General features: G+C 68.4%; 20 protein-coding genes. 9 read left to right on the forward strand and 11 right to left on the reverse strand.

Features of this window, described 5'->3' with window-relative positions; genetic code table 11:
* Positions 1-186: 186 nt before the first annotated feature.
* Entirely contained in the window at positions 187-786 is a 600-nt protein-coding gene (locus BDK63_RS06060) for a C40 family peptidase (RefSeq protein ID WP_425485939.1), read from the forward strand.
* A gap of 11 nt (positions 787-797) precedes the next feature.
* Positions 798-2,009 carry an MFS transporter gene (locus BDK63_RS06065; protein ID WP_183330471.1) on the forward strand — a complete coding sequence of 404 codons (1,212 nt, stop codon included), beginning with the start codon at positions 798-800 and terminating at the stop codon, positions 2,007-2,009.
* On the opposite strand, the gene msrA is transcribed toward BDK63_RS06065, so the two are convergent.
* On the reverse strand, positions 1,983-2,630 hold the full coding sequence (gene msrA / locus BDK63_RS06070) for a peptide-methionine (S)-S-oxide reductase MsrA (protein WP_183330472.1): 648 nt from the start codon (positions 2,628-2,630) through the stop codon (positions 1,983-1,985). The genes BDK63_RS06065 and msrA overlap by 27 nt on opposite strands.
* Before the next feature lie 153 nt (positions 2,631-2,783).
* Here msrA and BDK63_RS06075 point away from each other — a divergent pair, with 153 nt between their 5' ends.
* Both BDK63_RS06075 and BDK63_RS06080 read left to right on the forward strand, forming a co-directional pair.
* Entirely contained in the window at positions 2,784-5,015 is a 2,232-nt protein-coding gene (locus BDK63_RS06075) for an FAD-dependent oxidoreductase (protein WP_183330473.1), read from the forward strand.
* Positions 5,015-5,632 (forward strand): CDP-alcohol phosphatidyltransferase family protein, encoded by a 618-nt coding sequence (locus BDK63_RS06080; protein WP_183330474.1) that lies wholly within the window; start codon positions 5,015-5,017, stop codon positions 5,630-5,632. The genes BDK63_RS06075 and BDK63_RS06080 overlap by 1 nt, the downstream gene beginning before the upstream one ends.
* Positions 5,633-5,721: 89 nt before the next feature.
* Here BDK63_RS06080 and BDK63_RS06085 read toward each other — a convergent pair whose 3' ends face one another.
* Positions 5,722-6,204: an FKBP-type peptidyl-prolyl cis-trans isomerase gene (locus BDK63_RS06085; protein ID WP_183330475.1), complete on the reverse strand. Its 483-nt coding sequence runs from the start codon at positions 6,202-6,204 to the stop codon at positions 5,722-5,724.
* Between the two features lie 235 nt (positions 6,205-6,439).
* Here BDK63_RS06085 and BDK63_RS06090 point away from each other — a divergent pair, with 235 nt between their 5' ends.
* Complete coding sequence (locus BDK63_RS06090) at positions 6,440-6,721, forward strand: hypothetical protein (protein WP_183330476.1); 282 nt, start codon at positions 6,440-6,442, stop codon at positions 6,719-6,721.
* Positions 6,722-6,885: 164 nt separating this feature from the next.
* On the opposite strand, the gene BDK63_RS06095 is transcribed toward BDK63_RS06090, so the two are convergent.
* From BDK63_RS06095 to BDK63_RS06135, 9 genes are all read right to left on the reverse strand, one after another.
* Positions 6,886-7,353, reverse strand: coding sequence for an outer membrane lipoprotein (locus tag BDK63_RS06095; protein ID WP_183330477.1), 468 nt, complete (start codon positions 7,351-7,353; stop codon positions 6,886-6,888).
* A gap of 270 nt (positions 7,354-7,623) precedes the next feature.
* Complete coding sequence (locus BDK63_RS06100) at positions 7,624-9,219, reverse strand: isocitrate lyase (RefSeq protein WP_183330478.1); 1,596 nt, start codon at positions 9,217-9,219, stop codon at positions 7,624-7,626.
* A gap of 328 nt (positions 9,220-9,547) precedes the next feature.
* The gene (locus tag BDK63_RS06105) at positions 9,548-9,985 is read right to left on the reverse strand and encodes a GNAT family N-acetyltransferase (protein ID WP_183330479.1); all 438 of its coding nucleotides are present in this window, start codon (positions 9,983-9,985) and stop codon (positions 9,548-9,550) included.
* Between the two features lie 43 nt (positions 9,986-10,028).
* Positions 10,029-11,204: a cupin domain-containing protein gene (locus BDK63_RS06110; RefSeq protein WP_183330480.1), complete on the reverse strand. Its 1,176-nt coding sequence runs from the start codon at positions 11,202-11,204 to the stop codon at positions 10,029-10,031.
* Positions 11,205-11,206: 2 nt separating this feature from the next.
* Positions 11,207-12,595 carry an adenylosuccinate lyase gene (purB, locus tag BDK63_RS06115; RefSeq protein ID WP_183330481.1) on the reverse strand — a complete coding sequence of 463 codons (1,389 nt, stop codon included), beginning with the start codon at positions 12,593-12,595 and terminating at the stop codon, positions 11,207-11,209.
* Positions 12,596-12,632: 37 nt separating this feature from the next.
* Positions 12,633-13,274, reverse strand: a complete 642-nt coding sequence (hflD, locus tag BDK63_RS06120) for a high frequency lysogenization protein HflD (RefSeq protein ID WP_183330482.1) — start codon at positions 13,272-13,274, stop codon at positions 12,633-12,635.
* Complete coding sequence (gene mnmA / locus BDK63_RS06125) at positions 13,271-14,401, reverse strand: tRNA 2-thiouridine(34) synthase MnmA (RefSeq protein WP_183330483.1); 1,131 nt, start codon at positions 14,399-14,401, stop codon at positions 13,271-13,273. The genes hflD and mnmA overlap by 4 nt, the downstream gene beginning before the upstream one ends.
* A gap of 72 nt (positions 14,402-14,473) precedes the next feature.
* The gene (locus tag BDK63_RS06130; RefSeq protein WP_183330484.1) at positions 14,474-14,923 is read right to left on the reverse strand and encodes an NUDIX domain-containing protein; all 450 of its coding nucleotides are present in this window, start codon (positions 14,921-14,923) and stop codon (positions 14,474-14,476) included.
* Entirely contained in the window at positions 14,920-15,552 is a 633-nt protein-coding gene (locus tag BDK63_RS06135; protein ID WP_183330485.1) for a pseudouridine synthase, read from the reverse strand. Before BDK63_RS06135 ends, BDK63_RS06130 begins: the two co-directional genes overlap by 4 nt.
* A 290-nt stretch (positions 15,553-15,842) precedes the next feature.
* On the opposite strand from BDK63_RS06135, the gene BDK63_RS06140 reads away from it, so the two are divergent.
* The 4 genes from BDK63_RS06140 to clpA all read left to right on the forward strand — a co-directional run bounded on the left by BDK63_RS06140 (position 15,843) and on the right by clpA (position 22,440).
* On the forward strand, positions 15,843-18,080 hold the full coding sequence (locus BDK63_RS06140; RefSeq protein ID WP_183330486.1) for an NADP-dependent isocitrate dehydrogenase: 2,238 nt from the start codon (positions 15,843-15,845) through the stop codon (positions 18,078-18,080).
* Positions 18,081-18,253: 173 nt separating this feature from the next.
* Positions 18,254-19,510 (forward strand): NADP-dependent isocitrate dehydrogenase, encoded by a 1,257-nt coding sequence (gene icd, locus BDK63_RS06145; RefSeq protein WP_183330487.1) that lies wholly within the window; start codon positions 18,254-18,256, stop codon positions 19,508-19,510.
* A gap of 180 nt (positions 19,511-19,690) precedes the next feature.
* On the forward strand, positions 19,691-20,017 hold the full coding sequence (clpS, locus tag BDK63_RS06150) for an ATP-dependent Clp protease adapter ClpS (RefSeq protein ID WP_246385861.1): 327 nt from the start codon (positions 19,691-19,693) through the stop codon (positions 20,015-20,017).
* Between the two features lie 143 nt (positions 20,018-20,160).
* Positions 20,161-22,440: an ATP-dependent Clp protease ATP-binding subunit ClpA gene (clpA, locus tag BDK63_RS06155; RefSeq protein ID WP_183330488.1), complete on the forward strand. Its 2,280-nt coding sequence runs from the start codon at positions 20,161-20,163 to the stop codon at positions 22,438-22,440.
* Positions 22,441-22,508: the final 68 nt, after the last annotated feature.

Raw genomic sequence — 22,508 nt, forward strand, 5'->3', positions numbered from 1 at the left:
CCTGTCGGGAGCCATCGCCGGAAGCGAGCCGCCGACAGGCCGCTCTGGCAGTGATACCGGCATGCCCGGCACCACTGCCACAGCGACAATGTTCCAGCGCGGGGTGTCGACACCCCGACCGCAGGGATGCGGCTCACGGATCGAGGTCGCTCAAGGATGGTTGTCGCGCGTAGGTGTCGTGCCCTGTTGGTCTCCGTCCCGCTGGCCCTGCTGGCCGGCTGTGTCACCGCCCCCCAGGAGAGTGCTTCCCTGGCGTCCGGCGATGACTATTTCTCCCGACAGCTGCCCGGCCTGCCGGGGGGCTGGGACCCCATGATGTCCCGGGTGGACAACCCCATTCTGGAGGCGCGCAGCCTCGCCAATCCGCCGCCGGCGCTGGTCCAGCAGGCCCTGCTCGCCCAGCACGAGCGCTGGGTGGGAACGCCCTATCGCCTGGGGGGCACCTCCCGCCAGGGGATCGACTGCTCGGCGCTGGTCCAGCATGTCTTCAACGATACCTTCCGGGTGGAGCTGCCACGCTCCACCGGCGAGCAGGTCCACCAGGGCATGCCCGTCGAGCGCGACGCGCTGCAGCCCGGCGACCTGGTGTTCTTCCGCCCGCCGGGCCGCTACGACCACGTGGGGATCTACCTCGGCGAAGGGCGCTTCTTCCACGCCTCTACCTCGCGCGGGGTGATGATTTCCGAACTCGACAATCGCTACTGGCAGCGCCACTTCTGGCAGGCCAGGCGCACCCTGGAGCCCACCACCCTGGCCCAGCGCGTGCTGGCGTCCGGCGAAGGGTAACCCGGCCGTTGATGGCCGATCCCAAGATCCAGACACGTACGCGTGCCTGGTGGCGCGCCACCCTGGCCCTCAGCCTGGGCTCCCTGCTGGTGTTCCTGAACCTCTATGCGCCCCAGCCGCTGCTGCCCGACCTGCGCGCTGCCTACGGGGTCTCCACCCTGGTGGCCGGCCTGGTGATGTCGGTCTCGACCCTGGCGCTGGCGGCCTCGCTGCTGGTCTTCGGGCCGCTCTCGGATGCCATCGGCCGCGACCGTATCATGCGCCTCACGCTGCTGGCGGCCGGCGTCCTCTCGCTGGCGCTGGCCCTGGCGCCCAACTTCGAGAGCCTGCTGCTGCTGCGCACGCTGCAGGGTTTCGTGCTCGGGGGGCTGCCGGCGGTGGCGATCGCCTGGATGGGCGACGAGTTCGAACCGGACGCCATGATGGCCGCGGTGGGGCTCTACATCGGCGCCAATACCCTGGGCGGCATCAGCGGCCGCGTGGTGGGCGGGGCGGTGGGGGAGGTCGCCGGCAGTTCCGCCAGTTTCCTGGCGGTGGGACTGATCACCCTGGTCGGGGTCGTCGTCTTCTGGCGGCTGCTGCCGCCGGCGCGGCGATTCCGGCCGCGCCGCTTCGCACTGGGCGGTGCCGTGGCCGACCTCGCCGCCCACCTGCGCAACCCGCTGCTGCTGGCGGCCTACCTGCTGGGAGGCCTCAACTTCCTGATCTTCATCAACCAGTACAGCTACATCACCTTCCGCCTGGCCGAGGCGCCCTTCGGGCTGGGGGCCAGGCTGCTGGGGCTGATCTTCCTCACCTACCTGGGGGGCACCCTGGGCTCATCGCTCTCGGGGCGCCTGGTGCGACACCTGTCGGCACCGGCCTGCATGATGACGGGGATCGCGGTCCTCATGGGGGGCACCCTGGTGACCCTGATCGACAGCCTGCCGGTGATCCTGCTCGGACTGACCATCAACGCCTTCGGCTTCTTCCTGGCCCACGCCATGGCCTCGAGCTGGGTAGGGCGCAATGCCCGGCAGGCGCGAGGCAGCGCCTCGGCGCTCTACCTGGTCTTCTACTACGGCGGTGCCAGCCTGGGGGGCCTGTGGCTGGAGCCCTTCTGGCAGCTGGGCGCCTGGCCCGGCGTGGTCGTGGGCTCCTGGCTGGTGCTGGGCATCACCCTGGGGATCGCGACCTGGCTGTGGCGCCGCGAGGGCTCAGCGCGCCGCCGCCAGGTCGCCTGACAGGCCGCCGGCCTCGTCGCCCCATACCTCCTCGAGGCGCTCCACGCGGCGGCAGGCGGACTTGTAGAAGTTGTAGCGAACCGGGTTCTTGCGATAGTAGTTCTGGTGGTACTCCTCGGCGGGGTAGAAGGCTTCGAAGTCGTTGATCTCGGTGGCAATCTCGCGGCCGAAGCGCTCGGTGAGGGCCTCGAGACTGGCCTCGGCGAGGCGGCGCTCCTCGTCGTTCATGGGAAAGATCGCGCTGCGATAGGGCTCGCCGGCGTCACAGAACTGGCGGTCCACGGCGAAGGGGTCGATGTTGCGCCAGAACACGTGCAGCAGGGCCGAGTAGTCGACCACGGTCGGGTCGTACTCCACCTGGACCACCTCGGCATGGCCGGTGCCGCCGGCCACCACCTGGTTGTAGCCGGGATTCTCGACGTGGCCGCCGCTGAAGCCTGAGGTGGTCGAGAGCACGCCGTCGACCTGGTCGAAGGCCTCCTCGACGCACCAGAAGCAGCCGCCGGCGAAGACGGCACTGGCCGGAGGGGCCTCGGCAAGGCTCTGGCCGGCCAGGCCGATCGACAGGGGCAGGCCGAGCAGGGCGAACCAGCGGGGTGCGGGCAGGGAAGGGAAGGACATGGGGTGGCTCCGTCGTTCAGGGGTGATAGATTGGAGGCTGTCACTGAGCCAGGGTTCCGTACAACTCCTGTTGAAGTGTATTCCCTGTAAGGCATCGCGTCGCGGGACGACAGAATCGCCATGCCTTCCGCCAGCCACCCCTGGAGCCTTCCCTTGACCCGACGTCGCCTGATCCTCGCGGCCCTGATCGCCCTGGCCATCGCGGCCTGGTTCCTCAGCGGGGCCCACGATGCCCTGACCCTCCAGGCCCTGCAGGCCGAGCAGGCCCGCTTCCGGGCCTGGCTGGCCGCCGAGCCGCTGGTCGTCGCCGGTGGCTTCTTCCTGATCTACGTGCTCATGGCGGCAGTCTCGCTGCCCGGCGCGACCCTGCTCACCGTGCTGGGGGGCGCCCTGTTCGGCCTCGGCTGGGGGCTGCTGATCATCTCCTTTGCCAGTGCCCTGGGGGCCACCCTGGCCGCGCTGATCGCCCGCACCCTGGCCCGCGAGCCCCTGGAGCGGCGTTTCGCGCCCCAGCTGGCCCGGATCAATGCCGGTATCGCCCGGGAGGGGGCCTTCTACCTCTTCACGCTGCGGCTGATCCCGCTCTTCCCCTTCTTCGTGATCAACCTGGTCATGGGCTTGACCCGCATGCGGCTGTGGACCTTCTACTGGGTCAGCCAGCTCGGCATGCTGCCCGGCACGGCGGTGTTCGTGAACGCGGGGCGTGAGCTGGGCAGCCTCGAGTCGCTCTCGGGCATCCTCTCGCCGGGCCTGATCGGCTCCTTCGCGCTGATCGGCCTGTTCCCGTGGCTGGCCCGCGGCGGGGTGGCGCTGGCCAAGCGCCGGCGCCTGGCGACGCGGTTCTCGCGTCCCGCCCGCTTCGATCACGACATCGTGGTGATCGGCGGCGGTTCGGCGGGGCTGGTGGCGAGCTACATCGCCGCGGCGGTCAGGGCCAGGGTGGCGCTGGTGGAGCGCGACCGGCTGGGGGGCGACTGCCTCAACACCGGCTGCGTACCCTCCAAGGCCCTGATCCGTGCCGCCCGGCTGGCCAGCGAGGTGCGCGGTGCCGGTCGTTTCGGCGTGCAGGCGGGTGAGCCGGAGATCGATTTTCCGGCGGTGATGGGCCATGTACAGCGTGCCGTCCAGGAGATCGAACCCCACGACAGCCGCGAGCGCTACGAGGGGCTGGGCGTGGCGGTGATGGCCGGTGAGGCCGTCCTCGAGGACCCCTGGCGGGTGCGGGTGACCGATGGGGCCGGCGCCTCGCGGGTGGTCACCACCCGCCATGTGATCATCGCCAGCGGGGCGCGGCCGCGGGTGCCGCCGCTGCCCGGGCTCGAGGCCATCGAGGTGCTGACGTCCGACAACCTCTGGCGGCTGGAGGCACTCCCCGAGAGGCTGCTGGTGCTGGGCGGTGGCCCCATCGGCTGCGAGCTGGGCCAGGCGTTCGCCCGCCTGGGCAGCCGCGTGGCCCTGGTCGAGATGGGCGGGCAGCTGCTGCCCCGCGAGGATCCCGAGGTCGCCGCCGAGGTCGGCCGGCGCCTCGGCGAGGAGGGCATGGCGCTGCATCTCGGCACCCGGGCGCTTGGCGTGGTGGCCGGGAAGGACGGCGGCCATGCCCTGGAGGTCGAGCGCTTCGATGCCGAGGGTAAGCCGTTGCGCGAAACCCTGCCCTTCTCTCACCTGCTGGTGGCGGTGGGACGGCAGGCCAACGTCTCCGGCATGGGGCTCGAGGCGCTGGGCGTGGAGACCCGCGGCGACGGCACCCTGGCGGTGGACGAGAGCCTGCAGAGCGTGCTGCCCAACGTCTGGGCCTGCGGGGACGTGACCGGCCCCTACCAGCTCACCCACGCCAGTGCGCATCAGGCCTGGCACGCCACGGTCAACGCCCTGTTCGGCGAGTTCAAGCGCTTCCGGGTGAGCTATCGGGCCCTGCCGGCGGTGACCTTCACCGCCCCCGAGGTGGCCCGGGTGGGGCTCAACGAGCGCGAGGCCCGGGAGCGGGGGGTGGCCTTCGAGGTCACGCGCTATGCGCTGGCCGAACTGGACCGCGCCATCGCCGAGGGCGAGACCGAGGGGTTCATCAAGGTCCTGACGGTACCCGGCCGCGATCGCCTGCTCGGGGCGACCATCGTCGGCGAGGGGGCGGGGGAGATGCTCGCCGAGTTCACCCTGGCCATGACCCACGGCATCGGGCTCAACAAGCTGCTGGGCACCATCCATCCCTACCCGACCCGCAGCGAGGCGGTGAAGGCCACGGCGGGGGTCTGGAAGAACGCCCACAAGCCCGAACGGCTGCTGGGCTGGCTCGAGCGCTACTTCCGCTGGCGGCGCAGCGGGCACGGAGAGCGTGATGTGCGGTCCGCGGCGGGGGGACGTCGCGCGGAACAGGAGGCGCGTTGATGCTGGATCGCTGGACCATGCCGATGAGCCAGCCGCCGCTGGGCTGGCTGGCCCGGCGCCTTCAGGCAGCCGGGGTGCGCCCCGACCAGGTCACGGTGGTGGCCTTTCTGGTGGGAATGCTGGCGTTGCCGTTGCTGGCTCTGGGCTGGACCCTGGCGGCGCTGGTGGTCATCCTGCTCAACCGCCTGGGAGACGGGCTCGATGGTGCCCTTGCCCGGCTGACCGGTCGGACGAGCGATGCGGGTGGCTTCCTCGACATCGGCCTGGACTTCGTCTTCTATGCCGCCGTGGTGCTGGGCTTCGCCCTGGCCGACCCCGCGGCCAATGCGCTGGCCGCCGCCTTCCTGCTGTTCGCGTTCATTGGCACCGGGACCTCCTTTCTGGCCTTCGCCATCATGGCGACCCGTCATGGCCTCGAGCGGCCGTCGTTCCAGAGGAAGGCCTTCTACTACCTGCACGGCTTGACCGAGGGCACCGAGACGGTGCTGGCCTTGGTGGCCTTCTGCCTGTGGCCCGGGCATTTCGCCCTGATGGCCACGGTCTTCGGCCTGGCCTGCCTGGTCACCACGGCGACACGCCTGTGGGGCGGCTACCGGACCCTCCGTGCCATGGGGTAGCGGCCGAAAACGCGGAAGGGGCAGCCAGTGGCTGCCCCTTCCGGATCCGGGCCCCGGGAAACTCTCGGGGCCATGGCGCTGGGCCCGGCTCAGTGCTGGTGGCCGCCCTCGCCGTGCACGTGGCCGTGCTCGATCTCTTCCTGGCTGGCTTCGCGCACCGAGGCGATCTCGACGTCGAAGTTCAGGGTCTGGCCGGCCAGCGGATGGTTGCCGTCGACGGTGACGGTGTCGCCTTCCACGCTGGTCACGGTGACCATCAGCGGGCCGCCCTGGGTCTGGGCCTGGAACTGCATGCCCGGCTCCACGCTCTCGACGCCCTGGAAGGCATCGCGCGGCACTTCCTGCACCAGCTGGTCCTGCTTCTCGCCATAGCCGTCGCTCGGCTCGATGGTGGCGGTGAGCTTGTCGCCGGCGGCGCGACCCTCAAGCTCCTTCTCGAGGCCCGGAATGATGTTGCCGGCGCCGTGGAGGTAGGTCAGCGGCTCGCGGCCTTCCGAGCTGTCCAGCACCTCACCTGCGTTGTTGGTCAGGGTGTAGTGGAACGCGACAACGGAATTCTGCGCAATCTGCATTAGGGAGAAACCTTTCGGTGAGTGCATGTCCCGCGCATGGTAACGCGTCGGGCGGGGGGCTGTCAGGGGCATGGCGGATTTTCAGGATCAAGGGACCCATCCTGAGACGCGTTCACGCCCCGCCGCGGGGCCTTTCCGCGTGACCTTTGGACGGTTGCGCCACCCTCCGGGCGGGGATAACCTAGCGGGCACCCTTTTTCGCACACCCCCTTCCATCCCTCTGTGGAGACTGCCCATGACTCAACTCGTGATCTGGCTGATCGCCTTCGCCGCGATCCTCGTCCTCTCTCTCAAGCGCTGGGAATCGGTCAGCCCGTCCCTGGACAAGGTGCTGCCCGCGGCGATGAAGAGCCACGGTGACAACGCCATCGTCTGGAGCCTGGCTCTGGCCATCCTCGGCGCCACCACCCTGGTGCGTCCGGTGGACATCCTGCTGACCGTGATCGTGATCGCCGTGCTGGGCCTGGTCGGCGCCAAGCTGGCCGGCTGGGCCATGAACAAGGTCGACCTTCACTGAGTGCCCGGGCGGCCGGCCCGATGCCGGCCGCCGGCCTGCAGGACGGCCACGAGGCCCCGCACGACCCCACGAGAGAAGGCCCGCGGATCGCTCCGCGGGCCTTCTCTCGTGGGGGGGCTAACCGATGGGGCCAGGCCCCGCCCGATGTGGCGGGCGGCCGTGGGTCAGTAGGGGGCCACGGTGATGTTACGGCCGCTGCCGATCAGCCGGACGCGCTGGCCCACCTGGAAGGCCTGGTCGGCCTTCTGCACGACGACGACGTTCATGCCGTCGTCGCGGCGGATCTCCATCTCCCAGGCGCGCACCCGGTTGGTGGACTCCTCGATGCGGCTGCCGGCCACGGCACCGCCGATCACGCCGGCCGCGGTGGCCAGGTCGCGACCCGAGCCGCCGCCCACCTGGCGCCCCAGCAGGCCGCCGACGACCGCGCCGCCACCGGTGCCGATGATGCCGCCGGCACGGCTGTCGGCCTCGACCTGCACCTGGCGCAGGGCCTGGATGGTGCCGAAGCGCACGGTCTGCTCGGCGCCGACCTGGCTGCCGCTGTAGACGTTGCCCCCCATGGAGGCGGTGTTGGCGCAGCCGGCCAGGCTGAGGGCGCCGAGGGCGATGACGGGAAGAAGACGTTTCATGCATGACCTCCTGAGGCGTTCTGCGGGGCAGCCTGTGTAAAGTACGCGGCCCGGTGACATCCTGTCCTGGATTGGCAGGTTCGTGAACACTGTTTGGTAATGGAATTCTACCCAGCTGTCGAAGCTTTGACCAGTCGACGCCGGAGTCGTGCTGCTCATTCTAGCCGGCAAAGCGACCAAACAATGTGCAAAATCGGCCGGCCACAAAAAAGGGGAGGCGCAAGCCTCCCCAAGGGTTCCAGTCATTCTACCGTGTCACCAACCGTCGGCTCAGCCGAACTGGTTCATGGTGTTGTCCTTGCCGCCGGCCTTGAGGGCCGCCTCGCCGTGGAAGAACTCCTTGTGGTCGTCCCCGATGTTGGAGCCGGCCATGTCCTGGTGCCTGACGGTGGCGATGCCCTCGCGGATCTCGCGGCGCTGCACGCCTGCCACGTAGGCCAGCATGCCCTCGTCACCGAAGTAGCCCTTGGCCAGGTTGTCGGTGGACAGGGCCGCGGTGTGGTAGGTCGGCAGGGTGATCAGGTGGTGGAAGATGCCGGCCTCGCGGGAGGCGTCGCGCTGGAAGTTGCGGGTCCACTCGTCGGCCAGCTGGCCCAGCTCGGTGTTGTCGTACTCGGCACTCATCAGGCTGGCGCGGTCGTAGGCCGACACGTCCTTGCCTTCCTTCTCCCAGGCATCGAACACCTGCTGGCGGAAGTTGAGGGTCCAGTTGAAGGAGGGCGAGTTGTTGTAGACCAGCTTGGCGTCCGGGCAGACCTCGCGGATGCGGTTGACCATGGCGGCGATCTGGCCGACGTGGGGCTTCTCGGTCTCGATCCACAGCAGGTCGGCGCCGTTCTGCAGGCTGGTGATGCAGTCCAGCACCACGCGGTCCTCGCCGGTGCCGGGCTTGAACTGGTAGAGGCCGGAGGCCAGGCGCTTGACCTTGACGAGCTTGCCGTTCTGCTTGATCACCACGTCGCCGTTGTCGATGTCGGAGGCGCTGTCGATCTCGTCGCCATCGAGGAAGCTGTTGTACTGGTCGCCCAGGTCGCCCGGCTCGTTGGTCACGGCGATCTTCTGGGTCAGGCCGGCACCCAGGGAGTCGGTGCGGGCCACGATGACCCCGTCGTCGACGCCCAGCTCCAGGAACGCGTAGCGCACGGCGTTGATCTTGGCCAGGAAGTCCTCGTGGGGCACGGTGACCTTGCCGTCCTGGTGGCCGCACTGCTTCTCGTCGGAGACCTGGTTCTCGAGCTGGATGCAGCAGGCACCCGCCTCGATCATCTTCTTGGCCAGCAGGTAGGTGGCCTCGGCGTTGCCGAAACCGGCGTCGATGTCGGCGATGATCGGCACCACGTGGGTCTCGTGGCTGTCGATCTGGTTCTCGATCTCGGCGGCACGGGCGCTGTCACCGGCCTCTTTGGCCTCTTCCAGGGCGCGGAACAGGTGGTTGAGCTCCCAGGCGTCGGCCTGGCGCAGGAAGGTGTAGAGCTCCTCGATCAGGCTCGGCACGGTGGTCTTCTCGTGCATGGACTGGTCGGGCAGCGGGCCGAACTCGGAGCGCAGGGCGGCGACCATCCAGCCGGAGAGGTAGAGGTAGCGGCGCTGGGTGGTGCCGAAGTGCTTCTTGATGGAGATCAGCTTCTGCTGGCCGATGAAGCCGTGCCAGCAGCCCAGCGACTGGGTGTACTGGGCGGTGTCGGCGTCGTAGGCGGCCATGTCCTCGCGCATGATCCTGGCGGTGTACTTGGCGATGTCCAGGCCGGTCTTGAAGCGGTTCTGGGCACGCATGCGGGCGACGTTCTCGGGGCTGATGTCGGCCCACTTGCCCTGCATGGCCTCGCGCAGTTGAGCCACTGCCTTGATGTCGTCTTTGTATGACATGGAACCATCCTCCCTCGGGTCTGTTCGATTGCTTGCCGGTGACGGCTAATGCTGCACCTGCGAAGTGAGCTCAGGTTCGACCATCGCGGGACGCTTGTCTCTGCTGCCTTGGTCGAACCCTGGCGAATTTGAAACGAATGTATGAGTGAGCCCGGCGGGCGGTGCCAAACAGTCGTTTTGTCTTTCGCCTTGGCAAGCACTATGGCCCATGGCTGCGCGCTTCAACAATGGGCTCTTTGGGGGAGGAGGGGTTGTAACCCGACTACAGGATGGCGCCTCGAGGCCGCCATCCTGTAGTCGTTTTTCGTTTGAAGGGTGGGTTGCCGGCTCAGCGGCCGGCCAGGGGGAGGTGCATGTTGCGGTGCGGGATGCCGGCGTCCAGGAATTCATCGCCGAAGGCGGTGAAGCCGAGCCGCGCATAGAAGGCCAGGGCGTGGGTCTGGGCGGCGAGTTCCACGGCGGGGTGTCCTTGGCGGTGCGCGGCGTCGATGGCGGCGTGCATCAGCGCCGCGCCGATCCCTGAGCCGCGGGCCTCGGCAAGCACGGCCACCCGGCCGATATGGGCGTCGGGGAGCAGGCGGGCGGTGCCCACCGGCCGGCCCTCGAGCAGGGCGAGGAAGTGGTGGCAGTCACCGTCCCGGCCGTCCCACTCCTCCTCGAGGGGCACGCGCTGCTCCTCGATGAAGACCACCCGACGGATCTCGGACGCCTCGGCGCCCAGCACCGCCCAGCTTCCCTCGCGAATCTCCAGCTTGGCATTTTGCATGTCATCCCTTCCCATGCTCAGGGCTGGTCCGGCGGCAGGCCGGCTACTCTTCGAACTCATCCGCCCAGGCCAGGCTGCCGGCATCCAGCAGGGCGGCCAGCAGCTCGGCGGCCCCGGGCAGGGCCAGCGCCTCGGCGTCCAGCGGGGCGTCGGAGGCCAGGTGCCGGGCCAGCGCCAGGGCGCAGGTGGCGCCGTCGCCGTCGGCGAACAGCGTGGCATGCCCGTCGTCCAGGGTCCGCCAGGCGAAGCGCGAGCCGGGGCTTCTGATCAGCTCGGCGCCCTCCTGTAGTGCCACGACAAGCGTGCCGGGGTCAGTGGGCGTCTCGCTGGGTACCAGCTGGTCGACGTACTTGGGCTGGGTCATCACCCGGCCGAACCACTGGGCGAGCTGGGCCGGGTCGTCGAGGGTCTCGAGGATCAGGGAGCGCATGCGCGCGACGGCGGCGTCGTCCAGCTCGGCCGGGTCCGCCGGCGGGGCCATGCCGGCGTCGGCGTAGCGCCACGAGGCGGGCAGCTGCTCGCCCAGGTAGTCGGCGAAGGAGGTGATCGCCTCGTCGGCGGAGGGGGCGCGGAAGCCCACCGAGAGGGTCAGGCAGTCGTCGGACTGGCTGACGCCGTGGTGGGCCCAGCCGGGGGGCAGGTAGAGCAGGTCGCCGGGCTCGAGCACCCAGTCGTCGCCATCCTCCACCGTGAAGCGCTCGAGGATGCGCAGGTCAATGCCGGCAAGGATCGGGGCGTCGTCACCCACCCGGCCGCCCAGCTGCCAGCGGCGCTGCCCGCTGCCCTGCAGCAGGAAGACGTCGTACTGGTCGACGTGGGGGCCGACGCTGCCGCCCGGCGGGGCGTAGCTGATCATGATGTCGTCGAGCCGCCAGCGGGGCAGGAAGTCGAAGGCCTCGAGCAGCTCGGCCACCTCGGGCACGTAGTGGTCCACGGCCTGCACCAGCAGGGTCCAGTCCCGCTCGGGCAGCCGGGCGAAGGTGCGCTCGTCGAAGGGGCCGTGGCGGACCTGCCAGGGGCCCTCGGCACCCTGCTCTTCGACGAGGCGGGCCTCGACGCCCTCCTCGCAGGCGAGCCCCGCCAGCTCGTCGGGGTCCAGCGGGCATTCGAAGTCGGCCAGGGCGCCGCGGATCAGCAGCGGTTTCTGCTGCCAGTAGTCGCGCAGGAACTCGGCGGCGGTCAGGCCGCCCAGCATGGGCAGCGGGGTATCGGAGGACATGGTCAGAGCCTCTTTGCCTGGGCCTCGGCGTTGCCGATGTAGGTCGCCGGGCTCAATGCCTTCAGTTCGGTCCTGACCGCGTCCGGCAGCTCGAGGGTGTCGATGAAGGCGGCGAAGCCTGCCTGGTCGATGCGCTTGCCGCGGGTCAGCTCCTTGAGCTTCTCGTAGGGCTTCTCGATGCCGTAGCGGCGCATCACCGTCTGGATCGGCTCGGCGAGCACCTCCCAGCTGGCGTCGAGGTCCTCGGCGATGCGGGTCGGGTTGGCCTCGAGCTTGCCGATGCCCTTGAGCGAGGCCTCGTAGGCGATCAGGCCGTAGGCCAGGCCGACGCCCAGGTTGCGCAGCACCGTGGAGTCGGTGAGGTCGCGCTGCCAGCGGGAGATCGGCAGCTTCTGGGCCAGGTGGCCGAGGATCGCATTGGCCAGGCCCAGGTTGCCCTCGGAGTTCTCGAAGTCGATGGGATTGACCTTGTGGGGCATGGTGGAGGAGCCGATCTCGCCCTCGACGGTCTTCTGCTTGAAGTAGCCCAGCGAGATGTAGCCCCAGACGTCGCGATCGAAGTCGATGAGGATGGTGTTGAAGCGGCAGATGGCGTCGAACAGCTCGGCGATGTAGTCGTGGGGCTCGATCTGGGTGGTGTAGGGGTTGAAGGTCAGCCCCAGGCCCTCGACGAAGGTGCGGGCGTTGCCTTCCCAGTCCACCTCCGGGTAGGTGGCCAGGTGCGCATTGTAGTTGCCCACCGCGCCGTTGATCTTGCCCAGGATCTCGACGCCCTCGATCAGCCTGAGCTGGCGACGCAGGCGGTAGGCGACGTTGGCCATCTCCTTGCCGAGCGTGGTGGGGCTCGCCGTCTGGCCGTGGGTACGGGAGAGCATCGGCAGGGCGGCGTGATCAAAGGCCAGCGCGGCGATGTCGTCGGCCACCCGGTGCATCACCGGCAGCAGGCTCTTCAGCCCGTCGGTCAGCATCACGCCGTGGGAGAGGTTGTTGATGTCCTCGCTGGTGCAGGCGAAGTGCACGAACTCGGTGATGGCGTGCAGCTCGGGCTGGCCGGCGATCTTCTCCTTGATGAAGTACTCCACCGCCTTGACGTCGTGGTTGGTGGTGCGCTCGATCTCCTTGATGCGCTCGGCGTCGGCCAGCGAGAAGTCGCGGATCATCGCCTCCAGGAAGGCGGTGGCCTCGGCGGAGAGCGGCGGCACCTCGGTGATGCCGGCCAGCTCGGCGAGGCGCTGCAGCCAGCGGATCTCGACGATCACCCGGGCGCGGATCAGGCCGAACTCGCTGAAGTGTTCGCGCAGGGCCTCGGCCTTGCTGCCGTAGCGGCCGTCGACGGGGGAGAGGGCGGTCAGGGCGGACAGGGGGAGTGAAGAGTGCGACAGGGCTTGCATGGGCGTGTTCCGGTTCGATGGGGCGTTGGCGAAAGGGTCAGGCGAGCTGGTCCAGGGTTCTCTTGAGGGCACCGCGCTGGAAGATCAGCTTCCAGCGCCGGCCGCCCTGCTGGTGCCACAGCAGGGCGAAGCGGATGCCGGCAAGCAGGATGGCCCGCACCCGCTCGGGCATCATGCGGCTCTGCAGCAGCGAGGGGTCGCCCTGCACGATGATGCGGGTCTTGAGCGTCGAGAGCGTCTCCTGGTAGGCCTCGCCGAGGCTGGCGATGACGTTCTCGTGGGTGGCGCCGAAGTGCTCGGCCTGGCCCTGGATGCGCACCAGCCGCTGGCCGAGGTCGTCCATCATGGCGTCGTTGGTGCGCAGCTGGTTCATCAGCAGCAGCAGCGTGAAGCCGTAGCGCAGTACCACGGGGTTGGCCTGCTGGCGACCCACCACCGCCTCGAGCACGTCGAGGCCGCGGCGCAGGTTGTTGGGGTGGCCGCCGTAGATCGCCTCGAAGCTCGCGGGGCTGGTGTCCAGGGTGGCATGGATCAGCGTCTCCCAGGCGCGGGTGTCGACCTGCCCGGTGCGGGCGAGCTCGTCGACCAGGCTGGCGGCCTGGAAGACCCCGGCCAGGGCCAGGGCCTGGCGGGTGGTGGGGTCGTCGGGGATGCGGTGGATCGGCGTCGAGGCGGTCATGCGGCACGCTCCTCGGCGTTCCAGGTGTCGCGGATCACCCCGCCGCCCAGGCAGATCTCGCCGTCGTAGAGCACCAGCGACTGGCCGGGGGTGACGGCGCGCTGGGGATCATCGAAATGGACCTCGACGCCGCCATCGGCGCGGGCCTGCATGTGGCAGGGGACGTCGGCCTGGCGGTAGCGGGTCTTGGCGGTAAGGCGCCCCGCGGCGACGGGCGCCTCGCCGGCCACCCAGTCCATGGCCTCGGTGGCCAGGCTGTCGGTGTAGAGCAGCGGGTGGTGCTTGCCCTGCACGGCGACCAGCACGTTGCGCTCGAGGTCCTTGGCGGCCACGTACCAGGGCTCCTCGGGATGGTTGGCGAGCCCGCCGATGCCCAGGCCCTGGCGCTGGCCGAGGGTGTAGTACATCAGCCCCATGTGCTCGCCGATCACCTCGCCCTCCGGGGTCTCGATCACGCCGGGCTGGGCCGGCAGGTACTGCTGCAGGAAGTCGCGGAAGCGACGCTCGCCGATGAAGCAGATGCCGGTCGAGTCCTTCTTGCGCGCGGTCACCAGGTCGTGGCGCTCGGCGATGGCACGCACCTCGGGCTTCTCCAGTTCGCCCACCGGGAAGAAAGTGCGGGCGATGGCCGCCTCGGGCACGGCGTGCAGGAAGTAGCTCTGGTCCTTGTTGGCATCGAGGCCCTTGAGCAGCCGCGGCCGCACCTGGCCGTCGATGGCGCCACGCACCTGCCCTTGACGAACATAGTGGCCGGTGGCGATTTTCTCGGCGCCGAGCATCTCGGCGTACTCCAGGAACACCTTGAACTTGATCTCGCGGTTGCAGAGGATGTCCGGGTTGGGCGTGCGGCCGGCCTGGTACTCCGCCAGGAAGTGCTCGAAGACGTTGTCCCAGTACTCGGCGGCGAAGTTGGCGGTGTGCAGCCGGATGCCGAGCTTCTCGCAGACGGCCTCGGCGTCGGCCAGGTCGGCCTTGGCGGTGCAGTACTCGGTGCCGTCGTCCTCGTCCCAGTTCTTCATGAACAGGCCTTCGACCTGATAACCCTGCTCGAGCAGCAGCAGGGCGGACACGGAGGAGTCGACGCCGCCGGACATGCCGACGATCACCTTGCCTGGGGTGGCGGTCATGGGCGCCCTCGGAATCGGTGTGACATAAATGGGGCGGTATTATACATGATCACGCTGCCGGCCGCCGAGCACTCAGCGTTCGTGGATGACGTCCATGGGGAAGAAGCGTCCGGCCAGGGCGTCGCGGATGCGGCGCAGCACCAGCGGGCTTCTCAGCCGCCCCTCGCGATACAGCGCCTCGATCTCCTCCAGGGTCAGCCAGTGCACGGCGTGGATCGCCGGGTCCAGGTCGTTGCCCATGTGCGCCAGCGCCATGCCGAGGAAGCCGTGGCTGTGGAAGGTATTGCCGTCCGGTGCCTGGTAGACGTACATGCCGAGATAGTCGCTGATGCCGACCCGCCAGGCGGTCTCCTCCTCCACTTCGCGCAGGGCGGCGTCGCGGATGCGCTCCCCGGGCTCCAGGTGGCCGGCGGGCTGGTTGAAGAGCGTGTGCGGGCCACCGCGGTTCTCCTCGACCATCAGGAAGGCGCCGGCGCGCTCCACCACGCAGGCCACGGTGACAAAGGGTTGCCAGCGGTTCATCGCTTGCCTCCTCGTGGGGCCGTCTTCGGTCGCCGGGCACTCGCCCGGCCCGGCCCGCCGCGGCGCGACGGGGCATGCAGGGTCTCGCGGCGCCACTCGCCGGGGGCCAGGCCATCGAGTCGCCAGGGGCCGATGGCCACCCGCACCAGGCGCAGGGTGGGGTGGCCCACATGGGCGGTCATGCGCCGGACCTGGCGATTACGTCCCTCGCCGATCGTCAGCTCCAGCCAGGTGGTCACCGGGTGGCGCTTCGGGTCCACGGGCGGGTCGCGCTCGGGCAGGCCGCTCGCCTCCAGGCGGCGCACTTTCGCCGGTTTCGTCATCCCGTCCTTGAGCACGACGCCGTCGCGCAGCGCCTGCAGGGCGGCGTCATCGGGGGTGCCCTCCACCTGCACGCGATAGGTCTTGGGCTGCTTGTGGCGCGGATGGCTGATGCGGTGGATCAGCTCGCCATCGTCACTGAGCAGCAGCAGGCCCTCGGAATCGTGGTCCAGACGGCCTGCCGGGTAGATTCCGGGCACGTCGATGACGTCGGCCAGGGTGGCGCGCGGCCCCCTGTCGCCGCCCTCGCGGTCGGTGAACTGGGACAGCATGCGGTAGGGCTTGTGCAGCAGGTAGAGGGTGCTCATGGGCCAAGCTTACCGGCAAGCCGGACGGGATGGCAGGGGGGAGTCGTCCGGCGCGTCAGCCTTATTGCGCATACGCCGGGTCGGGGTGGCTGGTATAATGCGCCCGCTCTCCGGGAGCGCTTCGTCCTGACGGGGCCTGCCGAGACTCCGCCACCGGTGCGATGCCGCGCGCATCCCTGCCGGATCACAACATGGGGAGAGCACCCCGGGGTCCCCCGTTCCAGTCATCGTCAGCGCGCGCCAGCGGTTCCTTTCCTGCTGTCGCAGCGACCAGAGAGATCAACGCAACCATGTCCAAAACGCCGAAGATTATCTACACGTTCACCGACGAAGCGCCTGCGCTGGCGACCCACTCGCTGCTGCCGATCATCGACGCCTTCACCGATGCCGCCGGCATCGAGGTGGAGACCCGCGACATCTCCCTGGCGGCGCGGATCCTCTGCCAGTTCCCCGACTACCTGGGCGAGGACAAGCGCGTCGAGGATCACCTGGCCGAACTGGGCGCCCTGGCCAAGACCCCGGAGGCCAACATCATCAAGCTGCCCAACATCAGCGCCTCCATGCCGCAGCTGCGCGCGGCGATCAAGGAGCTGCAGGGCCAGGGCTACCCCCTGCCGGACTACCCGGACGAGCCGGCAAGCGACGAGGAGCGTGACATCAAGGCGCGCTACGACAGGACCAAGGGCAGTGCCGTCAACCCGGTGCTGCGCGAGGGCAACTCCGACCGCCGCGCCCCCAAGGCGGTCAAGGAGTACGCTCGCAAGTACCCGCACCACATGGGCGAGTGGAGCCAGGCCTCGCGCACCCACGTCTCGCACATGCATGGCGGCGACTTCTACCACGGCGAGAAGTCGATGACCCTGGATCGCGCCCGCAACGTGAAGATGGAGCTGATCACCGCCAGCGGCGAGACCCGGGTGCTCAAGCCCCGGGTCGAGCTGCAGGAAGGCGAGATCATCGACAGCATGTTCATGAGCAAGAAGGCGCTGCTCGACTTCTACGAGCGCGAGATCGAGGATGCCCGCAAGACCGGCGTGATGTTCTCTCTGCACGTCAAGGCCACCATGATGAAGGTCTCGCACCCCATCGTGTTCGGCCACTGCGTGCGGATGTTCTACAAGGAGGCCTTCGCCAAGCACGGCAAGCTGTTCGACGAGCTGGGGGTCGACGTCAACAACGGCATGGCCAACCTCTACGAGAAGATCGACACCCTGCCCGAGAGCCAGCGTGACGAGATCGTCCGCGACCTGCACGCCTGCCACGACGAGCGCCCGGAGCTGGCGATGGTGGACTCGGCACGCGGCATCACCAACTTCCACTCGCCCAGCGACGTGATCGTCGACGCCTCGATGCCCGCCATGATCCGCGCCGGCGGCAAGATGTACGGCGCCGATGGCCGCATGAAGGACGTCAAGGCGGTGATGCCGGAGTCCACCTTCGCCCGCATCTACCAGGAGATGATCAACTTCTGCAAGTGGCACGGCGCCTTCGACCCCGCCACCATGGGCACCGTGCCCAACGTCGGCCTGATGGCCCAGAAGGCGGAGGAGTACGGCTCCCACGACAAGACCTTCGAGGTGCCCGAGGCCGGCGTGGCCAACATCACCGACCTGGACACCGGCGAGGTGCTGCTCACCCAGAACGTCGAGGAGGGTGACATCTGGCGGATGTGCCAGGTCAAGGACGCGCCGATCCGCGACTGGGTCAAGCTCGCCGTGAACCGCTGCCGCGACTCCGGCATGCCGGCGGTCTTCTGGCTCGACCCCTACCGCCCCCACGAGAACGAGCTGATCAAGAAGGTCCGCACCTACCTCAAGGACCACGACACCGAGGGTCTCGACATCCAGATCATGTCCCAGGTGCGCGCCATGCGCTACACCCTGGAGCGCGTGATCCGCGGCCTCGATACCATCTCGGTGACCGGCAACATCCTGCGTGACTACCTCACCGACCTCTTCCCGATCCTGGAGCTGGGCACCAGCGCCAAGATGCTCTCCATCGTGCCCCTGATGGAGGGTGGCGGCCTGTTCGAGACCGGCGCCGGCGGTTCCGCGCCCAAGCACGTCCAGCAGCTGCTCGAGGAGAACCACCTGCGCTGGGACAGCCTGGGCGAGTTCCTGGCGCTGTGCGCCTCCCTGGAGCACCTCGCCAAGACCTTCGACAACGAGCGCGCCGCCCTGATGGCCGACGCGCTGGACAAGGCCACCGGCCGGTTCCTGGAAGAGAACAAGTCGCCGTCGCGCAAGGTCGGCGAGATCGACAACCGCGGCAGCCACTTCTACCTGGCCCTCTACTGGGCAGAGGCATTGGCGGCCCAGGACAAGGACCCCGGCCTCAAGGAGCGCTTCGCCCGGCTGGCCGAGACCCTGGTGGCCAAGGAGGCGACCATCATGGAGGAGCTCAATGGCGTCCAGGGGCAGCCGGTGGACCTCAAGGGGTACTACCATGCCGACCATGAGCTCGCCCGCTCGGTCATGCGCCCCAGCAAGACCCTCAATGAGGCATTGGCGCTGGTCGCCGAGGCCTGACCAGCGACTTAGGCGCATCGTGCCCCCGCTCGGGGCACACCCTGAAGCCCCCGTCCGCCGCCCGGCGGACGGGGGCTTCATCTTCATGTCGAAGGGGTGGGTGATGGGCCGGGTGGGGGGGACGATGCTATACTCCGCGCTCCACTGAACAGACCACTACAGGGGAGTTCTCAATGGGATACCAGAAAATCGTCGTCCCGGAAGGCGGCCAGAAGATCACCGTCAATGCCGACAACACCCTGAACGTGCCGAACAACCCGATCATCCCGTTCATCGAGGGTGACGGCATCGGCGTCGACGTGACGCCGGCGATGAAGATCGCCATCGATGCGGCCGTTCAGAAGGCCTACAACGGCGAGCGCAGGATCGAGTGGATGGAGATCTACGCCGGCGAGAAGGCCACCCAGGTCTACGACGCCGACACCTGGCTGCCCGACGAGACCCTGGAGGCCGTCAAGGACTTCGTCGTCTCCATCAAGGGCCCGCTGACCACGCCGGTGGGCGGTGGGATCCGCTCCCTGAACGTGGCCCTGCGCCAGAAGCTCGACCTCTACGTCTGCCAGCGTCCGGTGCGCTGGTTCGAGGGCGTGCCGAGCCCGGTGAAGAAGCCGGCGGACGTGGACATGGTCATCTTCCGCGAGAACTCCGAGGACATCTACGCCGGCATCGAGTGGAAGGCCGGCACCCCGGAGGCCGACAAGGTCATCAGGTTCCTGCGCGAGGAGATGGGTGTCCAGAACATCCGCTTCCCCGAGAACTGCGGCATCGGCGTCAAGCCGGTCTCGGTTGAGGGCACCAAGCGCCTGGTGCGCCAGGCCCTGCAGTACACCATCGACAATGACCGTGAGTCGCTGACCCTGGTGCACAAGGGCAACATCATGAAGTTCACCGAGGGCTCCTTCAAGGACTGGGGCTACGAGCTCGCCCGCGAGGAGTTCGGCGCCGAGCTTCTCGACGGCGGCCCCTGGATGACCATGAAGAACCCGAAGACCGGCAAGGAGATCGTCATCAAGGACGTCATCGCCGACGCCATGCTGCAGCAGATCCTGCTGCGCCCGGCCGAGTACGACGTCATCGCGACCCTGAACCTGAACGGCGACTACCTCTCCGACGCCCTGGCGGCCGAGGTGGGCGGCATCGGCATCGCGCCGGGCGCCAACCTTTCCGATGCCGTGGCGATGTTCGAGGCCACCCACGGCACCGCGCCGAAGTACGCCGGCCAGGACAAGGTCAACCCGGGCTCGCTGATCCTCTCTGCCGAGATGATGCTGCGCCACATGGGCTGGGTCGAGGCCGCCGACCTGGTGCTCAAGGGCATGGAGAAGGCCATCTCCAAGGGCGAGGTCACCTATGACTTCCATCGCCTGATGGACGATGCCAAGCTCCTCAAGTGCTCCGAGTTCGGCCAGGCCGTCGCCGACAACATGTAAGTCGCGGCGCCGGACCCGGGCCCCCGTCCGCCGCCCGGCGGGCGGGGGCCCTTTGCGTTGAGGGATAGCGGTGAACCCTGCCGGCCCCGGGACGTCCAATCACGGTTGAGGCGACCGATGGCTGCCGGCTTGTCGAGATGGATAGTGGCCCTTATGTTCAGAAATGATGTGGTATGCGGCATGACACGCCCTCCGACCCCGGGGGAGGAAGACGGCGACCTGGCGGTGCAGACCGCCGAGCCCGAGCTGGCGCGTCCGCCGATGTACAAGGTGGTGCTTCACAACGATGACTTCACCCCCATGGAGTTCGTGGTGGAGGTGCTCCAGACCTTCTTCCACATGGACAGCGAGACCGCGGTGCAGGTGATGCTGACGGTCCACACGCAGGGCAAGGCGACCTGCGGCATCTTTACTCGCGACATCGCGGAAACCAAAAGCCATCAGGTCAATCAATACGCAAGAGAGTGTCAGCATCCGCTGCTGAGCGACATCGAGGCGACGGACTGACTCCCCGGACATGGTCGCGATGGGTGAGACTCCGCCGGCCGTTGGCAAGAGGGCTTGCAACGGCGGCGTTTGTACCCGATGTTGATGATGCCGGACCATGAAAGATCCGACGCAATGCCCTGGGCGGCAAGAAGGGGACTGCCATGCTGAGCAAAGAACTTGAACTGACCCTGAACACGGCCTTCACCGTGGCGCGCTCCAAGCGTCACGAGTTCATGACCGTGGAGCACCTGCTGCTGGCCCTGCTCGACAACGCCTCCGCGGCGGATGTCCTGCGGGCCTGCGGGGCCAATCTCGACAAGCTGCGGTCCGACCTGCAGGATTTCATCAACTCCACCACCCCGCTGATCCCCGAGGACCAGGGGGATCGCGAGACCCAGCCGACCCTCGGCTTCCAGCGCGTGCTGCAGCGTGCCGTGTTCCACGTGCAGTCCTCCGGCAAGAGCGAGGTCACCGGCGCCAACGTGCTGGTGGCGATCTTCTCCGAGCAGGAGAGCCAGGCGGTCTACTTCCTCAAGCAGCAGAACGTCGCGCGGGTCGATGCCGTCAACTACATCGCCCACGGGATCTCCAAGGTGTCCGGCCACGGCCAGGCACCCTCGTCCTCGCCGTCTCCCGACGCCGAGGATGCCGAGGAGGGCGGCAGCGAGAGCGGCACCAACCCGCTGACCGGCTATGCCACCAACCTCAACGAGCAGGCGCGGCTGGGCAAGATCGATCCGCTGATCGGCCGCGAGCACGAGCTCGAGCGGGTGGTGCAGATCCTCGCCCGGCGCCGCAAGAACAATCCGCTGCTGGTCGGCGAGGCCGGCGTGGGCAAGACGGCCATCGCCGAGGGGCTGGCCAAGCGCATCGTCGAGGAGGACGTGCCCGAGGTGATCGGCGACGCCGTGGTCTACTCGCTGGACATGGGCGCGCTGCTGGCCGGCACCAAGTACCGTGGTGACTTCGAGAAGCGGCTCAAGGGGCTGCTTGCCGAGCTGCGCAAGCAGCCCAATGCCATCCTCTTCATCGACGAGATCCACACCGTGATCGGCGCCGGTGCCGCCTCCGGCGGGGTGATGGACGCCTCCAACCTGCTCAAGCCGCTGCTCTCCTCCGGCGAGCTGCGCTGCATCGGCTCCACCACCTTCCAGGAGTATCGCGGGATCTTCGAGAAGGATCGCGCCCTGGCCCGCCGCTTCCAGAAGGTCGACGTGCCGGCGCCCTCGGTGGATGACACCATCCGCATCCTCAAGGGGCTGCGCTCGCGCTTCGAGGAGCACCACCAGCTCAAGTACACCGATAGCGCCCTGGAGAGCGCCGCGCGTCTGGCCGATCGCTACATCAACGACCGCCACCTGCCCGACAAGGCGATCGACGTGATCGACGAGGCCGGTGCCCACCAGCGGCTGCTGCCGCCGGAGGTGCGGGTCGACACCATCGACGTGGACCAGGTCGAGGCCGTGGTGGCCTCCATCGCGCGGATCCCGCCGAAGAGCGTCTCCAGCTCCGACCGCAAGCTGCTCGAGAACCTGGATCGCGACCTAAAGATGCTTGTGTTCGGCCAGGACGAGGCGATCGACGGCCTGTCGGCGGCGATCAAGCTCTCCCGCGCGGGCCTCAAGGCCCCGGACAAGCCGGTGGGCAGCTTCCTGTTTGCCGGCCCCACCGGGGTGGGCAAGACCGAGGTGGCCCGCCAGCTCTCCCGCATCATGGGCATCGAGCTGGTGCGCTTCGACATGTCGGAGTACATGGAGCGCCACACGGTGTCACGGCTGATCGGCGCCCCGCCCGGCTACGTGGGGTATGACCAGGGCGGGCTGCTGACCGAGGCGATCACCAAGCACCCCCACTGCGTGCTGCTGCTCGACGAGATCGAGAAGGCCCACCCCGAGGTCTTCAACCTGCTGCTGCAGGTGATGGACCACGGCCGCCTGACCGACAACAACGGCCGCGAGGCGGACTTCCGCCACGTTATCCTGATCATGACCTCCAATGCCGGGGTCGAGCAGGCCACGCGGCGCTCCATCGGCTTCCAGCACCAGGACCACTCCACCGACGCCATGGAGGTGATCCGCAAGACCTTCTCGCCGGAGTTCCGCAACCGCCTGGACGGCATCATCCAGTTCCACTCCCTGCCCACCTCGGTGGTGCGCAGCGTGGTGGACAAGTTCCTGGTGGAGCTGCAGGCCCAGCTCGACGAGAAGCGGGTCCAGCTGGACGTGGACATGGAGGCGCGGGACTGGCTGGCCGAGAAGGGCTACGACCCGGACATGGGGGCACGGCCCATGGCGCGCCTGATCCAGGAGAAGCTCAAGAAGCCGCTTGCGGAGATGATCCTGTTCGGCGAGCTCTCCGAGCATGGCGGGGTGGTACACGTCAGCGTGGAGGAGGGCGAGCTGCACCTCTCCACGGAGGCGGAACTGGCCGACGCACCCTGACGGGCACGCGCCCACGGCACCACACAGCGCCCTGTCTACGGACGGGGCGTTGTCGTGTGTGCGTCAGG

It is taken from the genome of Halomonas campaniensis, from assembly GCF_014193375.1.
GTDB classification, from domain to species: domain Bacteria; phylum Pseudomonadota; class Gammaproteobacteria; order Pseudomonadales; family Halomonadaceae; genus Halomonas; species Halomonas campaniensis.

Excerpts from the sequence above, each read along its gene's own strand:
- BDK63_RS06065 (WP_183330471.1), top strand. The coding sequence starts at position 798 with ATGGCCGATCCCAAGATCCAGACACGTACGCGTGCCTGGTGGCGCGCC.
- msrA (WP_183330472.1), bottom strand. The coding sequence starts at position 2,630 with ATGTCCTTCCCTTCCCTGCCCGCACCCCGCTGGTTCGCCCTGCTCGGC.
- BDK63_RS06080 (WP_183330474.1), top strand. The coding sequence starts at position 5,015 with ATGCTGGATCGCTGGACCATGCCGATGAGCCAGCCGCCGCTGGGCTGG.
- BDK63_RS06085 (WP_183330475.1), bottom strand. The coding sequence starts at position 6,204 with ATGCAGATTGCGCAGAATTCCGTTGTCGCGTTCCACTACACCCTGACC.
- BDK63_RS06090 (WP_183330476.1), top strand. The coding sequence starts at position 6,440 with ATGACTCAACTCGTGATCTGGCTGATCGCCTTCGCCGCGATCCTCGTC.
- BDK63_RS06095 (WP_183330477.1), bottom strand. The coding sequence starts at position 7,353 with ATGAAACGTCTTCTTCCCGTCATCGCCCTCGGCGCCCTCAGCCTGGCC.
- BDK63_RS06100 (WP_183330478.1), bottom strand. The coding sequence starts at position 9,219 with ATGTCATACAAAGACGACATCAAGGCAGTGGCTCAACTGCGCGAGGCC.
- BDK63_RS06105 (WP_183330479.1), bottom strand. The coding sequence starts at position 9,985 with ATGCAAAATGCCAAGCTGGAGATTCGCGAGGGAAGCTGGGCGGTGCTG.
- BDK63_RS06110 (WP_183330480.1), bottom strand. The coding sequence starts at position 11,204 with ATGTCCTCCGATACCCCGCTGCCCATGCTGGGCGGCCTGACCGCCGCC.
- purB (WP_183330481.1), bottom strand. The coding sequence starts at position 12,595 with ATGCAAGCCCTGTCGCACTCTTCACTCCCCCTGTCCGCCCTGACCGCC.
- hflD (WP_183330482.1), bottom strand. The coding sequence starts at position 13,274 with ATGACCGCCTCGACGCCGATCCACCGCATCCCCGACGACCCCACCACC.
- mnmA (WP_183330483.1), bottom strand. The coding sequence starts at position 14,401 with ATGACCGCCACCCCAGGCAAGGTGATCGTCGGCATGTCCGGCGGCGTC.
- BDK63_RS06130 (WP_183330484.1), bottom strand. The coding sequence starts at position 14,923 with ATGAACCGCTGGCAACCCTTTGTCACCGTGGCCTGCGTGGTGGAGCGC.
- BDK63_RS06135 (WP_183330485.1), bottom strand. The coding sequence starts at position 15,552 with ATGAGCACCCTCTACCTGCTGCACAAGCCCTACCGCATGCTGTCCCAG.
- BDK63_RS06140 (WP_183330486.1), top strand. The coding sequence starts at position 15,843 with ATGTCCAAAACGCCGAAGATTATCTACACGTTCACCGACGAAGCGCCT.
- icd (WP_183330487.1), top strand. The coding sequence starts at position 18,254 with ATGGGATACCAGAAAATCGTCGTCCCGGAAGGCGGCCAGAAGATCACC.
- clpS (WP_246385861.1), top strand. The coding sequence starts at position 19,691 with ATGACACGCCCTCCGACCCCGGGGGAGGAAGACGGCGACCTGGCGGTG.
- clpA (WP_183330488.1), top strand. The coding sequence starts at position 20,161 with ATGCTGAGCAAAGAACTTGAACTGACCCTGAACACGGCCTTCACCGTG.